Origin of the sequence: Streptomyces sp. NPDC005863 (genome assembly GCF_042871345.1) — a bacterium.
GTDB lineage: Bacteria > Actinomycetota > Actinomycetes > Streptomycetales > Streptomycetaceae > Streptomyces.
The window spans coordinates 252,213-274,832 of the sequence record NZ_JBIAII010000002.1; the positions used below are offsets into that span (position 1 = coordinate 252,213).

A 22,620-nucleotide genomic window follows, 5' to 3' on the forward strand; every position below is an offset into this window, starting at 1 on the left:
CCATCGGCACGAAGAGTCCGGCGGACCCCAAGAGCCGGCCCGTCCGGGAAGAGCAGGCGATGGAGCCCTCCCGCTCCGAGCGGCTGAGCGCACTGGCCCAGCAGCACGGGGCACTGGTCACCCTGGTCGTCGCGGTGCTGGCCGCGTCGATCGGTTTCGACACGTTCCTGACCGGCGACAACCTGGAGAACATGGCGGTGTCCTCCGCGTTCCTCGCGGTGGTCGCGCTCGGCATGACCTTCGTCATCGTCACCGGCGGCATCGACCTGTCGGTCGGCTCGCTGTTCGCCCTCGGCGGGGTGCTCGCCGCCTGGGGCTCGCGCCACGGCACGGCGGTCGCGCTGCTCCTGCCGCTCGCCGTCTGCGGCCTGATCGGGCTGGTCAACGGCCTGCTGATCGCCCGCTCCCGGCTCGCGCCGTTCATCGTGACGCTCGCGGCGATGCTCGGGGCGCGCGGCATCCTCCTGTCGGTCACCGACGAGGGCTCCAAGACCTACCTCGTCGACAAGGACTCGTTCTTCGCGACGCTCGGACAGGGCAAGGTGCTGGGGGTCGGCGCCCCCGTCTGGATCACCGTCGGTCTCTTCGTGGCGGGCGCGGTCGTGCTGCGCCGCACCCGGTTCGGCCAGTACGTGTACGCGGTCGGCGGCAACGAGGACGCGGCGGCGCTGATGGGTGCGCCGGTCGCCCGTACGAAGATCACCGTCTATACGCTCTCGGGGCTCTGCGCCGGTCTCGCCGGGGCGCTCAACGCGGCGTGGCTGGTCTCCGGGGTGACGATCCTCGGCTCCGGCATGGAGCTGGAGGCGATCTCCGCCGTCGTCATTGGCGGCACCCTGCTCACCGGTGGATTCGGCTTCATCAGCGGGTCGTTGGTGGGCGTACTGCTCCTGAAGGTCATCCAGAACGTCATCAACCAGATCGGCTCGCTCGACTCGGCCTACCAACAGGTGGTCAGCGGCGCCTTCCTGGCGGTGGTGGTGATCGCGCAGACGTGGCTGGGGCGCCGCCGAAGGGTGCTGTGACCACCGGCACTCACATCTGTGACCATCGGGACTCACATGGGGACGATCTGGCCCTTCCCGAGCGCTATCACTCCGCCCTTCGACACGGTGTACAGCTCCTCGTCGCGCTCCGGGTTCACCCCGATCGTGGCGCCGGGCGGCACGTCGACGTTCTTGTCGAGGACGGCGCAGCGCACCACCGCGCCCCGCCCGATCCGCACGTTGTCGTGCAGGACGGCCCCCTGCACCACCGCGCCCTCCTCGACGGTCACCCCGGGCGAGAGGACGGACCGGGTGACCTGGCCGCGGATGACGCAGCCGGGGCTGACGATCGACTCGCCCGCGATGCCGCCCGCGCAGAACTTGGCGGGCGGCAGGCCGTCGGAGTGCGTGTAGATGGGCCAGCGCCGGTTGTCCAGGTTGAAGACGGGCTGGTCGGAGATCAGGTCCATGTGGGCTTCGTAGTACGAGTCCAGGGTGCCGACGTCGCGCCAGTAGCCGTGGTCGCGCGGGGTCTCGCCGGGGACGTGGTTGGAGTCGAAGTCGTACACCTGGGCCAGGCCGCGCTCGGTGAGCAGCGGCAGGATGGAGCCGCCCATGTCGTGTGCCGACTCCTCGTCCTCCGCGTCCTGCTGTAACGCGTCGACCAGGGTCTTGGTGGTGAAGAGGTAGTTGCCCATCGAGGCGTACACCTGGTCGGGGGCGCCGGGCAGGCCGGGCGGGTCGGCCGGCTTCTCCAGGAAGCGGTCCACCTTCACGCCGTCGCGCGCGGGCGTGATGACGCCGAACGAGGACGCCTCCGCGCGCGGCACCTTGATCCCGGCGACGGTGACCGCCGCCCCGTTCTCGACGTGCTGCTTGAGCATGTGGCGCGCGTCCATGCGGTAGACGTGGTCGGCACCGAACACCGCTATGTAGTCCGGCTGTTCGTCGTGGACGAGGTTCAGGGACTGCAGGATGGCGTCGGCGCTGCCCAGGTACCAGCGCGGGCCGAGTCGCTGCTGCGCGGGGACGGGGGTGACGTAGTTGCCGAGCAGCGACGACATGCGCCAGGTCGTCGACACGTGCCGGTCCAGGGAGTGCGACTTGTACTGCGTCAGGACGCAGATGCGCAGGATGTCGGCATTGACGAGATTGGAGAGGACGAAGTCGACGAGGCGGTAGGTCCCGCCGAACGTCACGGCCGGTTTGGCGCGGTCGGCGGTGAGCGGCATCAGCCGCTTCCCCTCGCCGCCGGCGAGCACGATTCCCAGCACCGAAGGTCCACCGCGCATCCCGGCCTCCTACTTGTCGGCTATCTGTCGGCGTGCAGGATCTCCTCGTACACCTCGACCGTGCGCCGGGCGACGGCGTCCCAGCCGAACTCGCCGAGCGCCCGGCGGCGTCCGGCGGCCCCCATCGCGGCGGCCAGGCCCGGGTCGGTGGCCAGTCTGTTCAGTTGCCGCCCGAGGTCGCGCTCGAAGTCTTCCGGTTCTTTCTCGTCGTACGGGACGAGTACCCCCGTCGTGCCGTCCTGCACGACTTCCGGGATACCTCCCACGCGCGAGGCGACGACGGCGGTGCCGCAGGCCATCGCCTCCAGGTTGACGATGCCCAGCGGCTCGTACACCGAGGGGCAGACGAACACCGCCGCGTGGGTGAGCAGTTGGACGATCTGGGGGCGCGGCAGCATTTCGGGGATCCACCGGACGCCGGGGCGGGCGCTGTTCAGCTGCTCGAAGAGCGTGCGGAACTCCGCGTCGATCTCGGGGGTGTCGGGCGCTCCGGCGCACAGCACGACCTGGACGTCGGGATCCAACTCCCGTACGGCACGCAGCAGATGCGGCACGCCCTTCTGCCGGGTGATGCGCCCGACGAAGAGGACGTACGGCCGGTCGCGGTCGATGCCGAAGCGCTCCACGACGTCGGTCGCGGGGTCGGGCCGGTAGAGGCCGGTGTCGATGCCGTTGTGCACAACGTGGACCTTCGCCGGGTCGACGGCCGGATAGCAGGCGAGGATGTCCTCGCGCATCGCGCCGGACACCGCGATGACCGCGTCGGCGGCCTCGGCGGCGGTGCGCTCGGCCCAGCTCGACAGGGCGTACCCGCCGCCCAGTTGCTCCGCCTTCCAGGGGCGCAGCGGCTCCAGGGAGTGCGAGGTCATCACGTGCGGGATGCCGTGCAGCAGCTTGCCGATGTGCCCGGCGAGGCTCGCGTACCAGGTGTGCGAGTGGATCAGCTCGCGGTCCCCGAGGGCCGCCGCCATGGAGAGGTCGACGGAGAAGGTGCGCAGCGCGTCGTTGACGCCGTCGAGCGCGGGCCACGCGCCGTGCCGCCGCAGGCCGTCGGACGCGCCCTCTCCCCAGCAGTGCACGGCGAGGTCGGTGAGGGTGCGCAACTCCCGTGCCAGGAACTCGACATGGACGCCCGCTCCGCCGTAGACGTCCGGGGGGTACTCCCGGGTGAGCAGTCCCACCTTCACGCAGAATCCTCCGTCGTCGCCCGATGCCGGCCGCGCACCTCATGGTCACCCAGACGGGGCCTCGGGGGAAGACCGCCGCGGCGGACGGTCGAAGCAGCAGTCGCCGCACAACCCGCCGTCCGGGCACCGGTAGTAGAGGCAGCAGCTGCGGCGGCGGAAGGCGGTGCCGCGCAGGGTGCCGGTGGTGCGCAGGTCCGGGTGGGCGAAGAGTTCGTCGGCCAGCGCCAGGGCGCGCTCGCCGACCTCGGGGCGCCCCGACCGCACAGCCCAGCCGGACAGTTCGCGTGCGGCGCCCGCGAGCGCGGAGCCCGCGTTGCCCCACAGCAGCCCGGCGGAGATCCGGTACCGCGCCCGCAACGCCTCGGCCAGCGGCGCCAGATGTCCGTACTGCACGACGTCCCGCACGCTCGCGGCGTCTCCCGGCAACGGGTGTACGCCGGTCAGCCACAGGTCGTCGGGCGATGAGCCGTCGGCGTCCCAGGCCAGCCGCGCCGGATCGAGGTCAGGCACCCGGCCGAACAGCGCGGCGGAGCCGAGCGCCACGGACCAGAGCCGGGCGGCGAGGCCCAGCTGCGCCACGGACACCGCGATGCGGTCCTCAGGGGTGCCGAGCCGCTGTGCGACCTTGCGGACACGGAAGGTGAGCGGGTCGGTGCCGGTCGCGGGTGCCGCGTAGGCCTGCGCGAGCGGCCGCGCGCCGCTGCCGTGCGCCGGAGCGCCGCGCAGGGCGAAGAATCCGCCGACGGAGCCGAGTTCTGCCAGGTCGATGAGGGGGGTCACGACAGCAGTACAGCAAGCGCCGCCGCGCCGGACGCGCGCGGGGTGGCGATATGGGTCACTCTCCGCGCCCAGGAGGTAACCCCTCTTGGGGAGGACTTGATGAAGGTCGTACTCCATCGGCAGTAGGACCAATTGACTGCTCAGGTACGACGACTTACGGCGCTTTCGGAGTCATCGTTGTGAGTATGGAAGCAGACCGTTCGCCAGACCGGGATCACCGGACGCACCGCGCCGCGCGGAGCACCTCATGAGTGCTCTGGCGCTGTCCGTGCTGCTGTCCCTCGTGTCCGCCGTGGCGTACGCCGGCGGAGCGATCCTGCAGGAGCGCGTGGCGGCCACGACACCGGGGCAGGGCTACGCGCCGCTGCGCCGGGGCGCCTGGTGGACGGCCATCGCCCTCAACGGCCTGGGCGCGCTGCTGCACGTGGTGGCGCTCGCCTACGGCCCGCTCAGCCTGGTCCAGCCGCTCGGGGCGCTGACCATCGTGTTCGCCCTGCCGATGGCCGCCGTGTTCGTACGGCGCCGGGCCGGGGCCACCGCGTGGCGCGGCGCCGTCATGGCGACGGTGGGCCTTGCGGGCCTGCTCTCCCTCACGTCCTCGTCGGACTCGCAGAGCCTGGCCGACGCGGAGCGCGTGATGCTCGGCCTCGCCACGGGCGGCGGCGTGCTCGCGCTGATGGTGGCGGCGCACGCGGCGCACCGGCACCCGGTGGTGCGCAGCGTGCTGCTGGCCTGCGCGGCCGGCGCGGCCTTCGGCATCGCCTCGGTCTTCACAAAGACGGTCGCGGTGGACTGGGACCGGGACGTCGCTTTCCTGGAGCAGGCGCCGACGCTCGGGGCCATCGCGGTCCTCGCGGCGGCCGGTGTGCTGCTCTCGCAGGCCTCGTACCGGGGCGCGGGCCTGGCGGCGCCGCTGTCCACGGTGACGGTGGTGAACCCGGTCGTCGCGGCCGCGGTCGGGCTGACCCTGTTCGGAGAATCCTTCCGTCACGGCGTCGCGGGGACGGTCCTTGCGCTGGCCTGCGGTGTCGTCGCGGCCGGTGGTCTGGTCCTGCTGACGACCGAGCGGATCGCCCGGGAGACCTCGACGGTGACCGTGGCCCAGGGCGGCCCGGCGGCGCCGGCGGCTCCCGCGACGGAACGGGTTCAGTCCCACGACTCCGCCGCGGGGACGGGAGAGGGCTCCGCCACCCCGCCCGCGGCGACGCCCGTGCTGCCCGGGGTTCCGTCGCAGCCGCCGTCGTCGGCGCACCGCAGGAGCCGGTCACGGCATCCGCGGCGGCGCGAGCACATCGCGTCCTGAGGTCACCCCGCCGGGCGGGACCGCTCAGATCCGTACGCCACGCGCCCGCAGGTACGCCAGCGGGTCGACGTCGGAGCCGAAGCCGGGCCCCGTCCGCACCTCGAAGTGCAGATGCGGGCCCGTGCTGTTCCCGGTCGATCCCGACCTGGCGATGCGCTGTCCGGCGCCGACCTGCTGGCCGGCCTTCACGGAGAGCGCCGACAGGTGGCCGTACTGGCTGTACTTCCCGTCGGCGTGCCGGATGACCACCTGGTAGCCGTAGCTGCCGCCCCAGCCCGCGGAGACGACCCGGCCCGCGGCGACGGACTTCACGGACGTCCCGGTGGGCACGGGGAAGTCGACACCCGTGTGGTACCCCTTCGACCAGGAGCCGCCTGCCGCGCGGTAGGGCGTGCTGGGCGAGGCGGAGACGGGGGCGGTGGCGCCGGCGGCGGGCTTCTGCGCGCGGGACGCGGAGTGGGGCGAGGGCCGCGACTTCTCCCGCTTCTCGGCGGCGACCTTCTTCTCCGCGGCCTTCTTCTCGGCGGCCTTCTTCTCGGCGGCTTTGCGCTCGGCCGCCTTGCGCTCCGCGGTCTGCTGGCGGGCGCGCGCCTCGGACCGGTCGCCGCTCGGCTCGGCGGCACGCTCCTTGGTCCCCTGGCCGGTCCCCCGCCCGTGGACCGAGAGCCGCTGCCCCGGCGTGATGAAGTCGGGGTCGTCGCCGATGACCCGGCGGTTGGCGTCGTACAGCTGCTGCCAGCCGCCCCGGACCCGGCGCTCGCCCGCGATGCCGGAGAGCGTGTCGCCGTGGACCACCGTGTACATCTCGGCGGTGCCCGCGGTGGACTGCGGGGTCACCTCGGGCTTGACGTCCTTGACGTGGCGCCCGGAGCGCTCCGGTGTGCGCGGCGCGCGGGCCGGGGTGACATCGGGGGTGCCGCCGCCGCGGGTGAGCCCGGCCTTGGCGGAGCACACCGGCCAGGCGCCCGGGCCCTGGGCGCCCAGGACCTTCTCGGCGACGGAGATCTGCTGGCCCTTGGTGGCGCGGTCGGCGCGCGGGGCGTAGGCCGTGCCGCCGTACGCCTCCCAGGTGGACTGTTTGAACTGGAGCCCGCCGTAGAAGCCGTTGCCGGTGTTGACGCTCCAGTTGTTCCCGGACTCGCAGGCCGCGACCTTGGTCCAGGTGTCGACGTCGGCCGCGCCCGCCGTGCCCGCGACGGTGAGCGGGAGCGCCATGCCCGCGCCGCCCGCCGTGACGGTCAGTGACGCGCGGTTGATGCGGTTCGGCTGATACCGGCGGTGCCGGCCCCGTACGGCCATGGGAGGCCCCCTCAGACACACGTCATCACGGATTGCACACAGCGGACACACGACAAGCCCGAAAGCTAGCCGGTCCCACCGATCCGTGACAAGAGCCCGACACCGAGGGGGAGTTGAAAGAACGACGAGCGCCCGCGTACCGAAATGTTCCGCCCCTCAAGCCGCCAAGTACTGCCTGAGCCACCGGAGTTGGACGCCCTGCTGGTAGGGGCCGCCTCCCTCGTGCTCGTTGAAGGCGTACACCTCGATCGAACGCTCGCTGCCCGCATAGGAGTTGAAGGCGGCGAACACCGTCGAGGGAGGGCAGATCTGATCCTGCAGCGCCGTGGAGAAGAGGGCGGGCGGGCGGCCGCGAGCGGCGAAGTGCACGCCGTCGAAGTAGGACAGGGTCTGGAAGACGCGTTCCCGGCCATCCCGGCGTGCCTTCAGATAGAGCCCGATCTCGCTGTACGGGGGAAGGCCCGTCAGGGTCGCCGCCCGCGGGAAGTCGCAGAGGAACGGTACGTCGGGCGCGATGGCGGCCAGATCCGGCACGAGTCCGCCGACCGCGAGGGTGAGACCGCCGCCCTGACTCGTCCCGAGCACGGCGACCCGCGAGGCGTCCACGCACGGATGGGCGCGGACCGCCTCGACGGCACGTACGGCATCGACGTACAGCCGTCGGTAGTAGTAGTCGTGCGGGTCCTCGATGCCGCGGGTCATGAACCCCGGGTATGCGGGCCCGCTGCCCACCGGATCCGGGGTGTCGCCCTGCGCCCAGCCCACGCTGCCCTGCCCCCGGGTGTCCATCACGAGGTGCGCGTAGCCGGCCGCGGCCCACAGCAGATGCATGTGCGGCAGCCCGCGCCCGCCGCCGTAGCCGATGTACTCCACGACGGCGGGCAACGGCTCCCCGTCCTCGGCACCGGCGGGCAGCACGAGCCACCCCTTGACGGGATGCCCGCCGAACCCGGCGTAGGTGACGTCGAAGACGAGGACGCCGGTCAGCGGCAACTCCACCGGCTCGAACCGCGCACCCAGCTCGTGCTCCCGCGCCTCCTGCAACGTCTTCTCCCAGAAGGCGTCGAAGTCCTGGGGCTCGGGGAGATCGGGCCGGTACCGGCGCAGGTCCTCGAGGGGCAGGTCGAAGTGCGGCATGGGCGGCGGCTCCTCGGACGGGTGGACGGGCGGGGAGTGGCTCAGGGTAGGGCAGGGGGTTCGCGCCGGGCAGGCTGACGGGGGTGTTTTCGGGCGGGGTTTCGGGCGGTGTTTCCTGGGCGGTGGGCGGGCTCGGGTCCCGTGCCGGTGAGGGTGCGCCGGTCGACGGGTGAAGGTGCGCCGGTCCGCATGGGACAGCCGAAGGCGGGGGCATGGGCCCGCTCGGGCCACGCCCCCGCCTTCCGGGGGTAGATCTACACGTCCGGCTGCTTCTGCCGGCGGACTACCTCATCGGCCCGGGTTGCGGCTCGGGCTCCGGGTCGGGGCCCGGCTGGGGAATCGGTGCGGGCGGCGGGTCCGGGCTGGGCCGGGGCTCGGGGTTCGGCACGGGGTCCGGGGCGGGGAAGGGCCGCCCGGGCTCCGGCGGTACGGGGTCGGGGTCCGGGAACGGCCGGGCCGGGCCCGGAGTCGGCACGGGATCAGGGTACGGATGGGTCATTGCACTCCTCCAGCCATTGGTACGCCGGTCCAGCCAGTGGTACGCGAGCGGCTCCTCCCCCGCGTACCCGGCACCCCCGCGCCCAAGCCTTCCACGGTTCCGCACGCCTCGCCCGTGACGCTCACCCGGACCGACGAGAAGCCACCGGGACCTACGAGATCCTGACCTACGAACGGCTGTCGGGACCCACGAGGTCGGACCTACGAGACGCGGCCGTCAACCAGCGCGGCCGCCGCCGCGAGCCCCGGCCGGGGGCTGGAGAACACCGGAATCCGCACCTCCGGAACAAGCTCCTCCGCTCCGGCCATGGAGGCCTGCGCCAGCACGATCGCGTCGGCGTCCCGCACGGCACGTACGGCCCGGGCCACACCCCGCGCATACCCCTCGGAGTCACCAGCCTCGAACAGCTCCCACAACCCGTCGAGCAGCTCGGCATGCACCGAAACGGCGCGGCCGGCCCGCCGGGCCTCCTCCTCGACCAGAGCCGTGGTGGGCCCGAGCGTGGACGCGACGGCCCCGAGTACCACGATGCGGGAGCCGGCCGCGACGGCACGGGCAGCCATGGGCCGGTCGACCCTGATGACGGGGACCGCCATGTCCTGACCGACGGCCTCGGCGACGGCGCCGATGGTCGAACAGGTGCACAGCACGGCGCCGGCCCCGTCCCCGGCCGCCCGCACGAGGGCGTCCCGCACGTCGAGGGCGACCGCGTCCGGCCCCTCCTGACGCGCGCGGGTCAGCAGCTCTTCCGCCACGTGGTGCCGGAGCTCCAGCTCGGGGTGGCCGGCGTCGCGCAGGCCGTCGAAGACGGGGACGTGGACGGGCGAGGTGTGCAGAAGGACGAGGGGGACCGCCGGCGGCACCTGCCGGCGGGACACATCCAGCTCGCGCCGCACATGCCCCTGCGCCACCCGCTCTCGCCTGGCCCGCCGCCGGGGCTCCGGCTCCGGGTTGCCGCTCACCACGCCGAGGGGTCCGTCCGGGCCTTGCCGCGCGCCGCGACGGACGCGACGGCGGTGTGCGCCGGCCCGAGGGCGGACTCCGGGGCGTCGCGGACGAAGTACAGGACGTGCCCGAGGACTTCGCCATCCTCGACGGCCTTGAGCACACCCCGTACCCGGTCGTCCCGCAGGTCGATACCGCTCATCCTTCTCCTCACACGCGAGCCGCCCCGGCGAGGAGTCATGCCGAACGGACGTCGGTCAGACGGAGACCGGGCGGCTCGCCGGATTACGCACCATGTCCGGGGCGCCCGGCACGGCCTCCGCCGGGTCGTTCCCGAGGGCCACCACGCGGTTGTCCTCGTCGACGTGCACGACCCGCGGCCGCAAGGCGCGCGCCTCGGCGTCCTCCACCTGGGCGTAGCTGATGATGATCACCTTATCGCCGGGGTGGACGAGGTGCGCGGCCGCGCCGTTGATCCCGATCACCCCGCTCCCGCGCTCGCCCTCGATCGTGTACGTCTCCAGACGGGCGCCGTTGGTGACGTCGACGATGTGGACGAGCTCGCCGGGCAGCAGATCGGCGGCGTCGAGCAGATCCGCGTCGACGGTGACGGACCCGACATAGTGCAGGTCGGCCTGGGTCACGGTGGCGCGGTGAATCTTGGACTTGAACATTGTGCGCATCATCGAGGCACCTCGGAAATGTAGGCTACCCGCCTGCGTTTTTGCAGGTCAGGTGCGGTCTCGACACCATACAACAAGTCGCCTGTTCGAATAGCTGTGTCTGTGATATCGGCGCGGGCCGGGGACGCGACCACGGGAAAGGGGTGGCCCCGCCCGGAACGGCGGGATCCACCCCTTCATCTACGGGTTCTGAGAGTTCTACGGGTGCGGGGCGCTCACATGGAGGCAGACGGCGGATGGCTCTGGTCGGAGGCCGGTGCGATGGCGGCATCGGCGTCGACGTCCGCGTCCGCGTCCGCGTCGAGGAGCTCGTCGCGGAGTTCACGGATCCGCCGGATGCCCTCTTCTCGGGTGTCGGCCATGTTCAGGACGTCGGTGACACCGGTGACCTCGAACAGCCGCGCGATGCCGGGCTGGTAGGGGCCGGCCAGAACGAAGGGCCGCTGGGCGTGCAGGTGATCGCCGTGGGCGCGCAGGATCACGTTGAGCTGGGTGCTGTCGGCGAAGGTGAGGCCGGACAGGTCGAGTAGCGTCCCGTCGGTAGGGCCCTCGGTGAGGGCGCGGGACAACGCGAGCGTCGCCTCGGTGGTGTCTTCGAGGTCCAGCTCGTTGCGGAAGCAGACGACGGTGACCCGGTCCTGTCGGGTGACGTCGATGCTCTGTCTGTCGAAAACCATGCCCAGACCCTCCCACACGTCTGGGAGCATGTGACCGGGGTATGTGCCAGAAATCGTAGGCCAAGGCCGAGGATGGAGCGGGGCGTTCGGGACGTACCCCCGGGCGGAAATCCTGTCCCGGCAAGGCGGGCAGGGCCGAGATGGGCGTGGAGCCCGCGCCACCGGGCAGGCGGGGGTATACCGGAGAAACGAAAGCGGTGACCGAACATGAACGGGGAAAGGGCCAATGCCGGGATGGGTGTAGCCGAGGCAGTGGAATCAGTGGCGACAGACGAGATCAGCTGTGCGGATGCCCGGTCCGCGGTTCGCTCGGCGCTGGTGGAGGTGTGCCGCGGGCTGCCGCGGCCCGAGGCGCAACGCCTGCACGACGACGCGCTGCTCGTGGCCAGCGAACTGGCGGCCAACGCCCTCCTGCACGCCGGCGGTGTGACCCGCTTCGGCGTCTCCATAGAGGGTGCCGAGCTGCGGCTGCGGGTGGGGGACGCCAGCCGCGAGGTGCCGCAACGGCAGCCGACGGTCCGGGGCATGCCGGGCGGGCACGGCTGGATGGTGATCCAGCGCCTGTGTTCGCGCCTGGACGTCGAGGTCGAGCCGGACGGCAAGACGATCACCGCCGTGCTGGCGCTGCCCGGGCCACTCACCTCGTCGCCCGCTCCGGCCGGAGTGTGATCTGGCATACCCACATACGATGCATGGCTCCTCGAGCTGCGGGTAACCGCAAGCACGCGAGCAGAGCACGCGCCGACCGAGCAGGACCGGCACGAGCAGAGCAAGCAGGAACATCAGGTCTACGAAAGGGGCGGGACACCATGAGCAGCGTGGCAGTCGACGAACAGAGGCACACCGCGACCCGGGCGGTCCAGGAGTCCCTGATCGAGCGCGCCTACGCCGACCCCTCCTCGGTCCGTCCCACGGATGCCCGTGAGATCGGCCGGCACTTCTTCGACCGGCTCACCCGTCTCGAAGAGGGCACGCGCGAGTACAGCTACGTGCGCAACTGCCTGATCGAGATGAACCTCTCCCTCGTGCAGTACGCGGCCTCCCGCTTCAAGCACCGCGGGCAGCAGGAGATGGAGGACATCGTCCAGGTCGGCACCATCGGCCTGATCAAGGCGATCGACCGGTTCGAGCTCACCCGCGAAGTCGAGTTCACCTCCTTCGCGGTGCCTTACATCACCGGCGAGATCAAGCGCTTCTTCCGCGACACCTCCTGGGCGGTGCACGTGCCGCGCCGGCTGCAGGAAGCCCGTATCGAACTGTCCAAGGCCACCGAGGAGCTGCGCACCCGCCTCGGCCGCTCCCCCTCGACGGCCGAGCTGGCGGAACTGATGCAGCTCGACCCGTCCGAGGTCACCGAGGCGCAGAAGGCCTCCAACGGGTACAGCAGCGTCTCGCTGGACGCCGCCGTCGCCGGCAAGGACGACGAGTCCGACACGATGCTCGCCGACTTCATCGGCGTCGACGAGGACCGCTTCGAGCTCGTGGAGAACTTCCACTCCCTCGCCCCGCTCATCGCGGACCTGGACGAGCGCGAGCGCCGCCTGATCCACCTCCGCTTCGTCGAGGAGCACACCCAGAGCGACATCGCCGCCGAGCTGGGCTGCTCGCAGATGCATGTCTCCCGCCTGATCAGCAAGCTCATCGCCAAGCTCCGCACGGGCCTGGCGGCAGCCGAGTAACCCCTCCCCCTCCCTTCCTCCTGACTCGACCTGGAGCTCCGTGCCGCCCGCCGGCGGCCACGGGGCTCCTTTCGGTCCGAGGGCGAGTCGCGCCCACCGAAGGGCGAGTCGCGCCCACGCCGCGCCGCAACTCGGCCGTGGAAAAAGTGCGTTGACGTTCCTCGGGGCCGTGGTCGACCATCGCTGCTCATGGTGCGAAGTGAGATGTGGGACGAGCAGACCGCGCGGAGCTACGACACCCCGGGGACCGGCATGTTCGCACCGGAGACCCTGGGGCCGACAGTGGACCGCCTGACGGAGCTCGCCGAGGGCGGCCGGGCGCTGGAGTTCGCCGTCGGGACCGGCCGGGTGGCAGTGCCGCTCGCGGAGCGGGGGGTCGCGGTCAGTGGGATCGAGTTGTCGGAGCCGATGCTCCACCAGCTGCGCACCAAAGCAGACGAGGCGGCCATCCCGGTGGCCGTCGGCGACATGGCCACCGCGCACGTCCCGGGCGAATTCCAGCTCGTCTATCTCGTCTACAACACCATCTCCAACCTGCTCACCCAGGCCGAGCAGGTGGCCTGTTTCCGGAACGCCGCACGCCATCTCGTGCCGGGCGGGCGCTTCGTCGTCGAACTGGGGGTCCCCGAGGTACGCAAGCTGCCGCCGGGGCAGCAGGCCGTGGTCTGGGAGTCGACGGCGGACTACATCGGGCTCGACACGTATGACGTCCTGCATCAGCAGGTGGTCTCACACCACTTCAGGTTCGACGCCGGGACCGGCCGCGAGGCGCTCCTGTTCCGCAGCCCGCACCGATACATCTGGCCGGCCGAACTCGACCTGATGGCCGAGCTGGCCGGCATGACGCTGGAGTGCAGGCACGCGGACTGGACGGGGCAGGAATTCACCGCGGAGTCGCGCTCTCACGTATCGGTCTACCGGAAGGCCACCGCACGCTGACCGAACGCCGGCGGACCCCGGTCGGCCGTGCCGGCTGCGCGCGTTACATCCCGGCTTGCAGGCGGAGGCCCGCCAGAGTCAGGTCCAAGGCCGCGAGGAACTGGTCGCGGTCGTCGTGGCCGGCGAACTCGTCGACGATCTGGTGCACGAAGGGGAAGTCCGTCACGTCGAGTGAGCGCCACTTCTCGGCGAAGCGATTGAGGAACACGTCCCGGTCCACTTGGCCGTCGAGCAGCTCCTGTGGGATTTCCATGCCCAGGTCGGCCGCCGTGCCGACGACGACTCCCGTGATCGCCGAAACGGCGTGGAACCGCTGCCTGGGCGTGAGGTTCAAGCGGAGTGTCTGCTCGCCCAACTTCTCGTACAGCCGCAACGAGTGGCCCTGGACGTCGGTGTTGCGCATGAAGTACGCGGACAGCCAGGGCCGGTCGATCATCGCGTCGAACAGGGTGACGGCCATCGCGCGCAGATCGGCGATCGGGTCGTCGCCGAGGGGCTGGTCCTCCACCGCGGCCAGGATCTCCCCGATCGCGTGGTCGGTGGCGCGGTCGAGCAGTTCGTCCTTGTTCGAGACGTACCAGTAGATCGTGCCGACGCCGGTGCCGAGCCGGGCGGCCAGGGCCCGGAAGGTCAGTGCCGATCCGCCGGCCTCGTCCAGGAGGGCGACGGCTGCGGTGAGGACGGCCTCCATGGAGTGCGAAGCGCGCCTGCGTCCTCGGGCGGGGGCTTCGGCGGGGCGGGTTCGCGGGGCTGTCATGACACCCATCCAATCACGTATTGCACGACATCGAACTGCGTTCTATAGTCGAACGACGTTCCATCATCGAACAATGTTCGTTCATCGAATCGTGTTCCACGTAGAGCGTCGTTCGGTGAACGACGACGTCCAGAGAGGAGGCCGGCCATGACCACGACAACCGAGCCCGCCGAGCCCCAGCCCGCCATAGCCCGCACGGCCCGCACCTACCCATCGCTGCGCGCGGCGTGGATTCCGCTGGCCGCGCTCTGCCTGGCCTTCTTCGTCGAGATGGTCGACAACACCCTGCTGTCGATCGCGCTGCCCACGATCGGCCGTGATCTCGGCAGCGGTACGACCGCCCTGCAGTGGGTCACCGGCGCGTACTCGCTGACGTTCGGGGGGCTCCTGCTGACGGCGGGATCCATGGCCGATCGCTTCGGACGCCGACGCGTGCTGCTGGTCGGCCTCGCCGTGTTCGGCCTGATGAGCCTCTGCGTCATCGCCGTCGACTCCGGCGGGCAGCTCATCGCCCTGCGGGCCGGGCTCGGCGTCGCCGCCGCGGCCATGGCGCCCATCACCAACTCGCTCGTCTTCAGACTGTTCGACGACCAGGCGCTGCGCATGCGCGCGATGACCCTGATGATCGTCGTCGGGATGTCCGGGTTCGTCCTCGGCCCGCTTCTCGGCGGCACCGCACTCGCCCACGTGAGCTGGCAGTGGCTCCTGCTGATCAACGCGCCGATCGCCCTGATCGCGGCCATCGGCGTGCGGCTCGGTGTCGCGGCCGACCGGCCCGAGGACCTCACCAAGGACCGGCTCGACCTGCCGGGCACCGTCTTGAGCGTCCTGACCATCGGTCTGGCCTGCTACGCGCTGACCAGCGGCGTCGAGCACGGCTGGCTCTCCGCCACCACGATCGCGTCGGTTCTCGGCGCCGTGATCGCGGGCATCGCGTTCGTGTGGCACGAGCGCCGCAGCAAGGCCCCCATGCTGGACCTCAAGATCTTCTCCGGCGGTACCGTCCGCGGCGCGGCCATCGCCCAGGTCGGAACGTCCATCGCGATGGCCGGCGTGATGTTCGGGCTCATCCTCCACTTCCAGTACGCCTACGGGTGGAGTCCCGTACGGGCAGGCCTGGCGAACCTGCCGATCATCGTGACCATGATCATCGCGACTCCCCTGTCGGAAGGGCTCGCGAAGAGGTTCGGCCATCGTGTCGCCTGTCTGGTCGGTGCGGCCTGCCTGGCCGGCGCTCTGGGCGGGCTCGCCTGGGGTGTGGAGCACGGGTACATCGCCATCGCGGTCTGCATGGTCGTGATGACCGTCGGGCTGCGCACCGTCATGACGATCTGCGCCATCGCCCTGGTCGAGGCGATGCCGGAGAACCGCACCTCGATCGGCACGGCGCTCAACGACACCGCCCAGGAGGTCGGAACCAGCGTCGGCACCGCGGTCGTCGGCACCCTGATCGCCGCCCTGGTCACCACGGAGCTGCCCGCCGGTGCCTGGAGCAGCGGCCTCGTGCAGTCGTTCTTCCACGGCGAGCGCATTACGTACGCCGTGCTGGCGGTGATCGTCGGCGTGATCGCGGCCGTCGGCGCCTCCACCCTGACCAATTCGCACTCCGTGGAAGAGGCTGCCTGAAGTCCAGTCCACGGGCTCGGCCATGCCCGCCCTGCGTACGCGGGCGCGCTCCCCGGGTCACTCGGGCGTCGGCCCGCTCCCAGCAGCGCGCTCCCGGGGGTTGCCCCCACCCCGGATCCGGATGGTCGCCCCATCCCGCGGCGCGGCACGCCCGGTCACGCTGGGATGAAGCGGGCGGACGAGTGCGTACGGCCGCGCCGGCGGCTCCGGCGGCTCCGGCGGGAACGTGCCGCCCGTCCGGCCGCCGCATCTCCCACGCACCTCCCACGCCCGAGGACGCACATGACCAGGACGCACCTGCCCAGGACGCAACTGACCACGTACAAGCGAGCGTTCGGCGCCCTGCTCGCGCTGGCCGCGGTGGCCGGTGTCACCGCCGGCGCGCGACCCGACGACGCCCGGGCACGGTCGGAGACCGTCCCACGCGCCACCACCGACCACCCCCGGCTCCGCGCGCTCCTGCACCGGCTGAGCACGACCGACGGCAGCCCCGGCGTGCTGGTCGCGGTGCGGGACCGGTCCGGCCGCGCGGTGCTGACCAGCGGCGTCGCGGACGTACGGCGGCACACGCCCCTGCGCGCGGACAGCAGGTTCCGGATCGGCAGCATGACCAAGCCCTTCGTGGCGACCGTCGTGCTGCAACTCGTGGGCGAGGGCCGCGTGGTCCTCGACGCGCCGATCGAGCGCTATCTGCCCGGCGTCGTCCGCGGCCACGGCAACGACGGGCGGAAGGTCACGGTCCGCCAGCTTCTCCAGCACACCAGCGGCCTGCCCGACTACCTCGACGACCTCAAGCCGCAGGACATCATCGAGCACCCGCTCACCCACTACGACACCCGCGACCTCGTACGGCTCGCGCTCACCCACCGCCCGGACTTCGAGCCGGGCGCCCAGGTGCGGTACTCCAACACGGGCTACCTGCTGGCCGGCCTGCTCATCGAGCGGGTGACCGGGCACACGTACGCCGATGAGATCCGCCGACGCGTCATCGCACCGCTCCATCTGCGCCGGACGTCCCTGCCGGGCGACGCCACGGGGATCCGCGGCCCGCACCCGCGCGGCTATGTGCGGACGGGCAAGGGCGAGCCGCTCAAGGACCTCACCGCGCTGAACCCCTCCTTCGCGGGCCCGAGCGGCGACATGATCTCGAACGGCGCCGACATGAACCGTTTCCTGGACGCGCTCGTACGCGGCCGGCTGCTCCGCCCCGCCCAGCTCCGCCAGATGATGAAGACCCGGCCGACCGGCTCCCCGGACGGCGGGGCGTACGGGCTCGGCCTGGAGAGTCACCCGCTGCCGTGCGGTGGCCTTGCGTGGGGTTACGACGGTGGCGTACCCGGCTATCAGACGATCGGCGCGGTCACGGTCGACGGCAGACAGGCCACCGCCATGGCGAACCTCTATCCCGGCGAGGCGCAGGCCCAGGACGACGACATGCGAGCCGTCATCCCGACGGCGCTCTGCGCGGCGGACGACGGCTGACGGTGACTTCCGGCCACCCGAGGGGCGGTCCGGTGCCGGATTTGCCCTCCCGCACCGAGAGACCCAGGAGCCGCCTTGGTGTGAACGACTGTTCATTTCGGGCCTGTTGGAGCTCTTCAGGAGGCCGAGACGCATCGCCCTCCTGACCTTGAGCGGCCGGGTGACTCACATCGACGCACAGGCCTACCGCTGACCAGCGGTGAGATGGTGGACGGCTGACGTCTCCTTGCGCCGGGCCCAGCGCTGATTCCATCGTCACCGCGACCGCTCCGTCACCCGAGGTCACCACCGGAAGCGACACCTCGGCTCCCCCGCTGGCCGAAAACCTCAGCCGAATTAGGAGTCACGGCCACCACCCACCGTACTCAGCGGCCGAATTCCCTTGGCTCGATAGGGGCCTTGACCATGATGAAACGTGACAGAGAGCCTGTTCGGGGACGGAAGACCCAGAAGCCTACTCCCGTTTCATCTTCCACTCACGCATGGAGGTTCCATGGACATCGAGATGAACACAGACATCGAGAGCGACCTCGGTGAACTCGAGGTGCTCGAGATGGATGAGCTGCAAGTCAGCGGTTCGTCCACGGCCTACAACTACATCGCCAAGAACGCGGACCGTTCCTCGGACATACCGGCCGCCTGACCGGTCCGACTGAAGCGCTCCGTGAGGGGCTCACAAGCCGAGGTCCGAGCTCCACCCGCTTGTGAGCTCCTTCGGTGCCGGTCGACTCAGTGGGATCAGGACGGATGGCATGGATCTCTTGCTGCTCTTTCCGCCGTTGACGGAGGCGACCCTCTTTCCGTATCTGAGCCTGCCCTATCTCGCCGGTCACGTCCGCCGGTCCGGTTACAGCGCGCATCAGGTCGACCTGAGCATCGAACTCGTCCATCGGCTTCTCGACGGGCCGGCGCTCGAACGGGAGGCCGCCGCTCTGGACGCGGCGCAGGAGTTGCCCGTCTGGTACCGCGCGGCGGTGGCCGACGCCGCCCTGCAGCATCTCGGGGAGATACGTGACTTCGTCCTGGCGAAGGACCCGGCACCCCGTCTCGGCCCCGTACGTGCGGTGCGCCTCGCCCGGCAGTCCGCCCAACTGATCCTGCGTGACTCGCCGTTGTCTCAGGTGTGGGACGACTTCGCTGCACTCGACCAGGCGGTGCTCCAGCTGTCCGAAGTGCGAGTGGATTCCCTCGACTTCGCGAGCCGGACGTTGCACGCCCTCCTGACCGAGGCTCTCGGCACTTCCGCGCCTCGGGCAGTCGGCATATCCGTCGCCTTTTTTAGCCAGTTGGCGCCGGCGCTGCTGATCGCCCGATGGATACGGCAGCTTCTCCCGGGCACGCCCATCTGCCTCGGCGGACAGCAAGTCATGTTGCGGCACGACGAATTGGCGGCGATGACCTCCGTACGTACCTCAGTCGACGCGCTCTGCTTCACGGCGGGCGAAGAATCCCTGGAGCGTTGGCTGGGCCATCTCACCGGCAAGGCACCCCGCCCCACCGACAAAGCGCCCTGCTCCGACGTGCCGGGAATGAGGTGGCTGAACCCCGACGGCGCGACGCCCCCCAGCCGACCGCCCGCGCTCCACTTCAAAGATGTCGGCGCACCCGATTACGACGGGTTGAAGGTGCACTCCTATCTCAACGACACCGTCGTCCTCTCCATGGTGTCCTGTGTGGGCTGTTACTGGGGACGCTGCATCTTCTGTTCCTACGGCAACAGATCCCTCGAACGCGGGGCCTACCAACAGGGTTCTCCGCAACAGCTCGCGGACACGGTCCGCCGGATCGTGGAGAGCACCGGAATCGACTTCGTCACCGTCGTCGACGAGAACACCAATCTGCGACTGCTCGCCCGCACCATGCGGCTCGTACGCGAGAGCGGTCTTCGTGTCCGGTTCAACACGCGCAACCGTCTCGAACCGATCCTGCTCGACCCGGGCTTCTGCAAGGAACTGGCCGAACTCGGCTGTGAGGGAATGGCCGTCGGCTATGAGGGCGTCACACAGCGACTGCTCGACAGACTGGACAAGGGTGTTCGCGCGGCGGACTTCCAGACCATCCTCGACAATCTCGCGGCAGCAGACATTCAGGTCAACTTCTCCGTCATGGGCGGACTTCTGGACGAGACCGAGGAGGAAGCCGAGGAGTCGCTCCGCTTCCTCGAACGCAACCGTGAGAAATTCGCCGTCGACGCCTTCGAACTCATGGTGGCCGAGCCGGGAACCCTGCTTGTCACGGACCCACAACGCTTCGACGTGATCCTGGACGGCTCCGACACCTTCGCCGACAACCGCGAACTCAACTACTTGGGCGGCAGGTTCGGCAGACGGCACACCACCGTCGGCGGGCCCGCCCGCCCCGACATGCTGCGGCGGCTGAAGTACGGCATGCGCCGGATCGCCGCGGCCGAAGACAGTCCCATCGAAGCCGCCGCTCAGCGCTCGGCGCAGCACAGTGCGCTGCGCCCGCACCCATGGGTCCGCTGCGCTCCACCGAGGTTCGACACCCAAGGCCCGGGCGGTGGTTCGGCCTTGCTGGCCGATCCGGTACGGGAGCAGGTGTACTCCCTCCCGAAGAGCCACGTGGCCCTTGGCTCCGCGCCCGGCGAACCCCTGATCGCGACCAGTGCGCACGGCCGGACCCTGCTCGGCAAACTCGCCGCCGCGGACGTCGGAGTCATGTGCGACGCACCGCGACCGGCCGCCACCCGTCCGTCACGCTGAAGGAGTCACACGGTGCACATCACCTTGGTCAACATGCCCTGGGCCTCCATCGACTTCCCTTCCCTGGCCCTGGGACTTCTCAAGCGTCGCGTCGCGGACGAGTTCCCGGACAGCCGCGTCGATGTCGTGAACGCCAATCTGGACTATCTCGACTGGATCACCGCACGCGCAGGCCTGACGCGCGAGGAGTACAACTTCTGCTGGGACTCCTATTTCACCGGCTACAGCGAGTGGATCTTCTCCTCCGCCCTGTACGACGATCCGCAGTGGCGCAATGCGGAATTCGCGGACCTCGTGGCGGGGTCGGTGCCGGGAGACATGCTCAACAAGGGGCGGCAACTGCACGCGCTGGCCCCCGAGTACATCGCGTCCCTGGTCGACCGCATTCTCGCCGAGCGGCCCGATGTCGTCGGCTTCTCGACGACCTTCGCGCAGAACAGCGCCGTCCTCGCCGCCGCCAGGCTCATCAAGAAGACCGCGCCCGAGGTGTGCGTCGTGCTCGGCGGCGGCAATTGCGACGGCCCGCAGGGGGCGGCGCTGCACCGCGGCTTTCCTTTCGTGGACTACATCAATCGCGGTGAAGGCGAGGTGTCGTTCACGCGGCTCCTCGCCTGCCTTCGCGACGGGTCGGACCCCGGGGACATTCCCGGGCTCTGCTGGCGCGACGCGGAGGGGACCTCGCACGCGAATGCGATGAGCGCGGCCCCTCTGCCCGCGTCGGCGCTGGTGACGCCGGACTACACGGACTACTTCGAACAACACGCGGCCTCGCGCGCCAGGGCCATGGCCGAGCCCCATCTGGTGCTGGAGAGTTCACGCGGCTGCTGGTGGGGCCAGAAACACCATTGCACCTTCTGCGGGCTCAACGGTTCGTTCATGGAATTCCGCAGCAAGAGCCCGGACCACTTCGTCGACGAGCTGCTCGCGATGACGGAACGCCACCAGGTGCTCAATGTCGCCGTGGCCGACAACATCCTCGACATGACCTATCTGCGGTCGGTGGTCCCGAGGCTCGCGGAGGCCGAATGCGACCTGCGCATCAGTTACGAGATCAAGTCCAACATGCGCCGCGAACAGCTCGGCTCCCTCGTCGCCGCCGGCATTCACTACGTACAGCCCGGCATCGAAAGCCTCAGCGGCCGCGTCCTGAAGATCATGGACAAGGGGGTGACCGGCTGCCAGAACGTACGGATGCTGCGCGACGCGGAATCGGTGAGCCTCGGTGTCGTATGGAACTACCTCTTCGGCTTTCCGGCCGAGACCGAAGAGGACTACGACTCGGTGATCGACCAGTTCCCCGCGATCCATCACCTCGCTCCCCCCAACGGAGTCACCCGCATAGCCATCGAGCGCTTCAGCCCCTATTTCAACCGACCGGAACTCGGCTTCGGCGACCTGCGGCCCGCCGCCCACTACGCGGTGATCTACGACCTTCCGGAGTCCGAACTCCGCGACATGGCCTACGTGTTCGACGCGGCACACCAAGGAATCTCCACCGCGCACGCGGAGCGACTGGAGAAGGCCGTCGAGACCTGGTGTCACGAGTTTCCCCGCGGGAGGCTGACACAAGTCGACCTGACGCATTCCATCGTCCTCACCAACACCCGGCCCGGTTACGCCTGGAGGACGTTGCACATCGAGGAACCCTGGGAGATGACCGCCTTCCGTCTGCTGGAACAGCCTTGCACCGGCGATGTGTTGGCGAAGAAGCTCCGGGAAGGCGGGCACGACATCGCCGCGGAGGACGTGTCGGCCCTGCTGGCCCACTGGCGCACACTGGGCCTGCTCTTCGACGACGGCGGCCAGACCGTGCACGTCGTTCCGTACGCGGCCAATCAGGATCTGATGCGCTGGGTGACCCGCGAGGGCAGCCCGGCGCTGGTGCCCGCGCTGCTCGACGACGCGAACTGCCGCACAGCGGGAGCGAGCGCGGCTACGGCTACGGCTACGGCTACGGCTACGGCTACGGCGACAGGAACGGCGCTTCAGTGTTGGCGGGAACGCGACCAGGTGGCGCGCGCCCGGGACGGCATGTACCTGGGCGAGGTCCCGTACGAGGACTCGGCGGTGGAGACCGTGTCGGACCTGTTCGCACGGGGCGCCCGGCATGTCGCCCTGCCCGAGCCCGTGGTCCTCGGCCCCGGTGATCTCGACAGCGACCGGAGGGCGGTCCGGGGGCTCACCCATGTGCGCGAGTCGACCGGGCACGGCATCTCCGTCGACTGGGACCTGGACCTAGGCGCCGAGATCGGGCAATGGCGGCTGTTCAGCCACCTGTTTCCACCGCGTTCCTTGGCAGGCCCCGACGGTGACGCCGTCCTCGACCAGTGGCGTGCCACGTTCCACATGAACAAGTGCGGCTACCGGCGTGGCAGGAGCTTCGTCGAGGTCACCGACCTGCGGCACGGGGCGCAGCGGCGTGTCGTCATGCGCAAGGTGCACAAGGGCAAGCTGGCGTCACTCCTCGACGGCGCCGCGGTCTCGGATTTCCGGCAGCGAGAAATCGAAGCGTTCGTGAAGGCGGGACTCGTGCACCGGGTCGGCTCCGTTCTGTGGTGGCTGCCCTCCCGCATCTCCCGCTGGCCGGTCGTGCGCTGAAGAGGCAATCGTCAGCAGAGGATCATCG

20 protein-coding genes are annotated in these 22,620 nt (G+C 70.2%); 10 read left to right on the forward strand and 10 right to left on the reverse strand.

The genetic code is table 11. From position 1 onward, the window contains the following. Nucleotides 1-59 precede the first annotated feature (59 nt). Entirely contained in the window at nucleotides 60-1,025 is a 966-nt protein-coding gene (locus tag ACFYO9_RS07375) for an ABC transporter permease (RefSeq protein WP_388666177.1), read from the forward strand. 32 nt (nucleotides 1,026-1,057) lie between these two features. Here ACFYO9_RS07375 and glgC read toward each other — a convergent pair whose 3' ends face one another. From glgC to ACFYO9_RS07390, 3 genes are read right to left on the reverse strand one after another with little or no spacing between them, the layout of a single operon-like run. Beyond that, entirely contained in the window at nucleotides 1,058-2,278 is a 1,221-nt protein-coding gene (gene glgC / locus ACFYO9_RS07380; protein WP_355806573.1) for a glucose-1-phosphate adenylyltransferase, read from the reverse strand. A 20-nt stretch (nucleotides 2,279-2,298) separates the two neighbouring features. Further along, complete coding sequence (gene glgA / locus ACFYO9_RS07385) at nucleotides 2,299-3,465, reverse strand: glycogen synthase (protein WP_358774311.1); 1,167 nt, start codon at nucleotides 3,463-3,465, stop codon at nucleotides 2,299-2,301. 45 nt (nucleotides 3,466-3,510) lie between these two features. Continuing rightward, nucleotides 3,511-4,245: a (2Fe-2S)-binding protein gene (locus tag ACFYO9_RS07390; RefSeq protein WP_358774309.1), complete on the reverse strand. Its 735-nt coding sequence runs from the start codon at nucleotides 4,243-4,245 to the stop codon at nucleotides 3,511-3,513. A gap of 247 nt (nucleotides 4,246-4,492) precedes the next feature. Between ACFYO9_RS07390 and ACFYO9_RS07395 the strand changes: the two genes are divergently transcribed. Continuing rightward, nucleotides 4,493-5,548, forward strand: coding sequence for a DMT family transporter (locus ACFYO9_RS07395; protein WP_358774307.1), 1,056 nt, complete (start codon nucleotides 4,493-4,495; stop codon nucleotides 5,546-5,548). A 24-nt stretch (nucleotides 5,549-5,572) separates the two neighbouring features. Here the strand turns inward: ACFYO9_RS07395 and ACFYO9_RS07400 are convergent, their stop codons facing one another. The 6 genes from ACFYO9_RS07400 to ACFYO9_RS07425 form a co-directional block, all read right to left on the reverse strand. After that, a complete protein-coding gene (locus ACFYO9_RS07400) occupies nucleotides 5,573-6,847 on the reverse strand; it encodes a transglycosylase family protein (protein WP_358774305.1) in 1,275 nt (424 codons plus the stop codon). Between the two features lie 156 nt (nucleotides 6,848-7,003). Further along, entirely contained in the window at nucleotides 7,004-7,984 is a 981-nt protein-coding gene (locus tag ACFYO9_RS07405) for an acetylxylan esterase (protein ID WP_358774303.1), read from the reverse strand. 699 nt (nucleotides 7,985-8,683) lie between these two features. Then, nucleotides 8,684-9,346 (reverse strand): aspartate/glutamate racemase family protein, encoded by a 663-nt coding sequence (locus tag ACFYO9_RS07410; protein WP_358774545.1) that lies wholly within the window; start codon nucleotides 9,344-9,346, stop codon nucleotides 8,684-8,686. A gap of 95 nt (nucleotides 9,347-9,441) precedes the next feature. After that, complete coding sequence (locus tag ACFYO9_RS07415) at nucleotides 9,442-9,630, reverse strand: hypothetical protein (protein WP_355806562.1); 189 nt, start codon at nucleotides 9,628-9,630, stop codon at nucleotides 9,442-9,444. Between the two features lie 55 nt (nucleotides 9,631-9,685). Next, nucleotides 9,686-10,114 (reverse strand): aspartate 1-decarboxylase, encoded by a 429-nt coding sequence (gene panD / locus ACFYO9_RS07420; RefSeq protein WP_355806560.1) that lies wholly within the window; start codon nucleotides 10,112-10,114, stop codon nucleotides 9,686-9,688. A 212-nt stretch (nucleotides 10,115-10,326) separates the two neighbouring features. Further along, entirely contained in the window at nucleotides 10,327-10,788 is a 462-nt protein-coding gene (locus tag ACFYO9_RS07425) for an STAS domain-containing protein (RefSeq protein ID WP_355806558.1), read from the reverse strand. Nucleotides 10,789-11,049: 261 nt separating this feature from the next. On the opposite strand from ACFYO9_RS07425, the gene ACFYO9_RS07430 reads away from it, so the two are divergent. From ACFYO9_RS07430 to ACFYO9_RS07440, 3 genes are all read left to right on the forward strand, one after another. Next, the gene (locus tag ACFYO9_RS07430; RefSeq protein WP_358774300.1) at nucleotides 11,050-11,457 is read left to right on the forward strand and encodes an ATP-binding protein; all 408 of its coding nucleotides are present in this window, start codon (nucleotides 11,050-11,052) and stop codon (nucleotides 11,455-11,457) included. A 140-nt stretch (nucleotides 11,458-11,597) separates the two neighbouring features. Then, on the forward strand, nucleotides 11,598-12,467 hold the full coding sequence (locus ACFYO9_RS07435) for a SigB/SigF/SigG family RNA polymerase sigma factor (RefSeq protein WP_355806554.1): 870 nt from the start codon (nucleotides 11,598-11,600) through the stop codon (nucleotides 12,465-12,467). Between the two features lie 189 nt (nucleotides 12,468-12,656). Beyond that, nucleotides 12,657-13,406 carry a class I SAM-dependent methyltransferase gene (locus ACFYO9_RS07440; RefSeq protein WP_358774298.1) on the forward strand — a complete coding sequence of 250 codons (750 nt, stop codon included), beginning with the start codon at nucleotides 12,657-12,659 and terminating at the stop codon, nucleotides 13,404-13,406. Nucleotides 13,407-13,449: 43 nt separating this feature from the next. Here ACFYO9_RS07440 and ACFYO9_RS07445 read toward each other — a convergent pair whose 3' ends face one another. Further along, nucleotides 13,450-14,097 carry a helix-turn-helix domain-containing protein gene (locus ACFYO9_RS07445; protein ID WP_358774543.1) on the reverse strand — a complete coding sequence of 216 codons (648 nt, stop codon included), beginning with the start codon at nucleotides 14,095-14,097 and terminating at the stop codon, nucleotides 13,450-13,452. A 213-nt stretch (nucleotides 14,098-14,310) separates the two neighbouring features. Here ACFYO9_RS07445 and ACFYO9_RS07450 point away from each other — a divergent pair, with 213 nt between their 5' ends. From ACFYO9_RS07450 to ACFYO9_RS07470, 5 genes are all read left to right on the forward strand, one after another. Then, nucleotides 14,311-15,789, forward strand: coding sequence for an MFS transporter (locus ACFYO9_RS07450; protein WP_358774296.1), 1,479 nt, complete (start codon nucleotides 14,311-14,313; stop codon nucleotides 15,787-15,789). Between the two features lie 282 nt (nucleotides 15,790-16,071). Next, on the forward strand, nucleotides 16,072-17,271 hold the full coding sequence (locus ACFYO9_RS07455) for a serine hydrolase domain-containing protein (RefSeq protein WP_358774292.1): 1,200 nt from the start codon (nucleotides 16,072-16,074) through the stop codon (nucleotides 17,269-17,271). 493 nt (nucleotides 17,272-17,764) lie between these two features. Continuing rightward, nucleotides 17,765-17,914, forward strand: coding sequence for a hypothetical protein (locus tag ACFYO9_RS07460; protein WP_355806547.1), 150 nt, complete (start codon nucleotides 17,765-17,767; stop codon nucleotides 17,912-17,914). Nucleotides 17,915-18,023: 109 nt separating this feature from the next. After that, complete coding sequence (locus ACFYO9_RS07465) at nucleotides 18,024-19,994, forward strand: radical SAM protein (protein ID WP_358774290.1); 1,971 nt, start codon at nucleotides 18,024-18,026, stop codon at nucleotides 19,992-19,994. 12 nt (nucleotides 19,995-20,006) lie between these two features. After that, nucleotides 20,007-22,592: a RiPP maturation radical SAM C-methyltransferase gene (locus ACFYO9_RS07470; protein WP_355806543.1), complete on the forward strand. Its 2,586-nt coding sequence runs from the start codon at nucleotides 20,007-20,009 to the stop codon at nucleotides 22,590-22,592. Nucleotides 22,593-22,620: the final 28 nt, after the last annotated feature.

What these genes read in the sequence shown, in the direction of transcription:
- ACFYO9_RS07375 (WP_388666177.1), top strand. Translation starts at nt 60, where the DNA reads ATGGAGCCCTCCCGCTCCGAGCGGCTGAGCGCACTGGCCCAGCAGCAC.
- glgC (WP_355806573.1), bottom strand. Translation starts at nt 2,278, where the DNA reads ATGCGCGGTGGACCTTCGGTGCTGGGAATCGTGCTCGCCGGCGGCGAG.
- ACFYO9_RS07395 (WP_358774307.1), top strand. Translation starts at nt 4,493, where the DNA reads ATGAGTGCTCTGGCGCTGTCCGTGCTGCTGTCCCTCGTGTCCGCCGTG.
- ACFYO9_RS07400 (WP_358774305.1), bottom strand. Translation starts at nt 6,847, where the DNA reads ATGGCCGTACGGGGCCGGCACCGCCGGTATCAGCCGAACCGCATCAAC.
- ACFYO9_RS07405 (WP_358774303.1), bottom strand. Translation starts at nt 7,984, where the DNA reads ATGCCGCACTTCGACCTGCCCCTCGAGGACCTGCGCCGGTACCGGCCC.
- ACFYO9_RS07415 (WP_355806562.1), bottom strand. Translation starts at nt 9,630, where the DNA reads ATGAGCGGTATCGACCTGCGGGACGACCGGGTACGGGGTGTGCTCAAG.
- panD (WP_355806560.1), bottom strand. Translation starts at nt 10,114, where the DNA reads ATGATGCGCACAATGTTCAAGTCCAAGATTCACCGCGCCACCGTGACC.
- ACFYO9_RS07425 (WP_355806558.1), bottom strand. Translation starts at nt 10,788, where the DNA reads ATGGTTTTCGACAGACAGAGCATCGACGTCACCCGACAGGACCGGGTC.
- ACFYO9_RS07435 (WP_355806554.1), top strand. Translation starts at nt 11,598, where the DNA reads ATGAGCAGCGTGGCAGTCGACGAACAGAGGCACACCGCGACCCGGGCG.
- ACFYO9_RS07440 (WP_358774298.1), top strand. Translation starts at nt 12,657, where the DNA reads ATGGTGCGAAGTGAGATGTGGGACGAGCAGACCGCGCGGAGCTACGAC.
- ACFYO9_RS07445 (WP_358774543.1), bottom strand. Translation starts at nt 14,097, where the DNA reads ATGGAGGCCGTCCTCACCGCAGCCGTCGCCCTCCTGGACGAGGCCGGC.
- ACFYO9_RS07450 (WP_358774296.1), top strand. Translation starts at nt 14,311, where the DNA reads ATGACCACGACAACCGAGCCCGCCGAGCCCCAGCCCGCCATAGCCCGC.
- ACFYO9_RS07455 (WP_358774292.1), top strand. Translation starts at nt 16,072, where the DNA reads ATGACCAGGACGCACCTGCCCAGGACGCAACTGACCACGTACAAGCGA.
- ACFYO9_RS07460 (WP_355806547.1), top strand. Translation starts at nt 17,765, where the DNA reads ATGGACATCGAGATGAACACAGACATCGAGAGCGACCTCGGTGAACTC.
- ACFYO9_RS07465 (WP_358774290.1), top strand. Translation starts at nt 18,024, where the DNA reads ATGGATCTCTTGCTGCTCTTTCCGCCGTTGACGGAGGCGACCCTCTTT.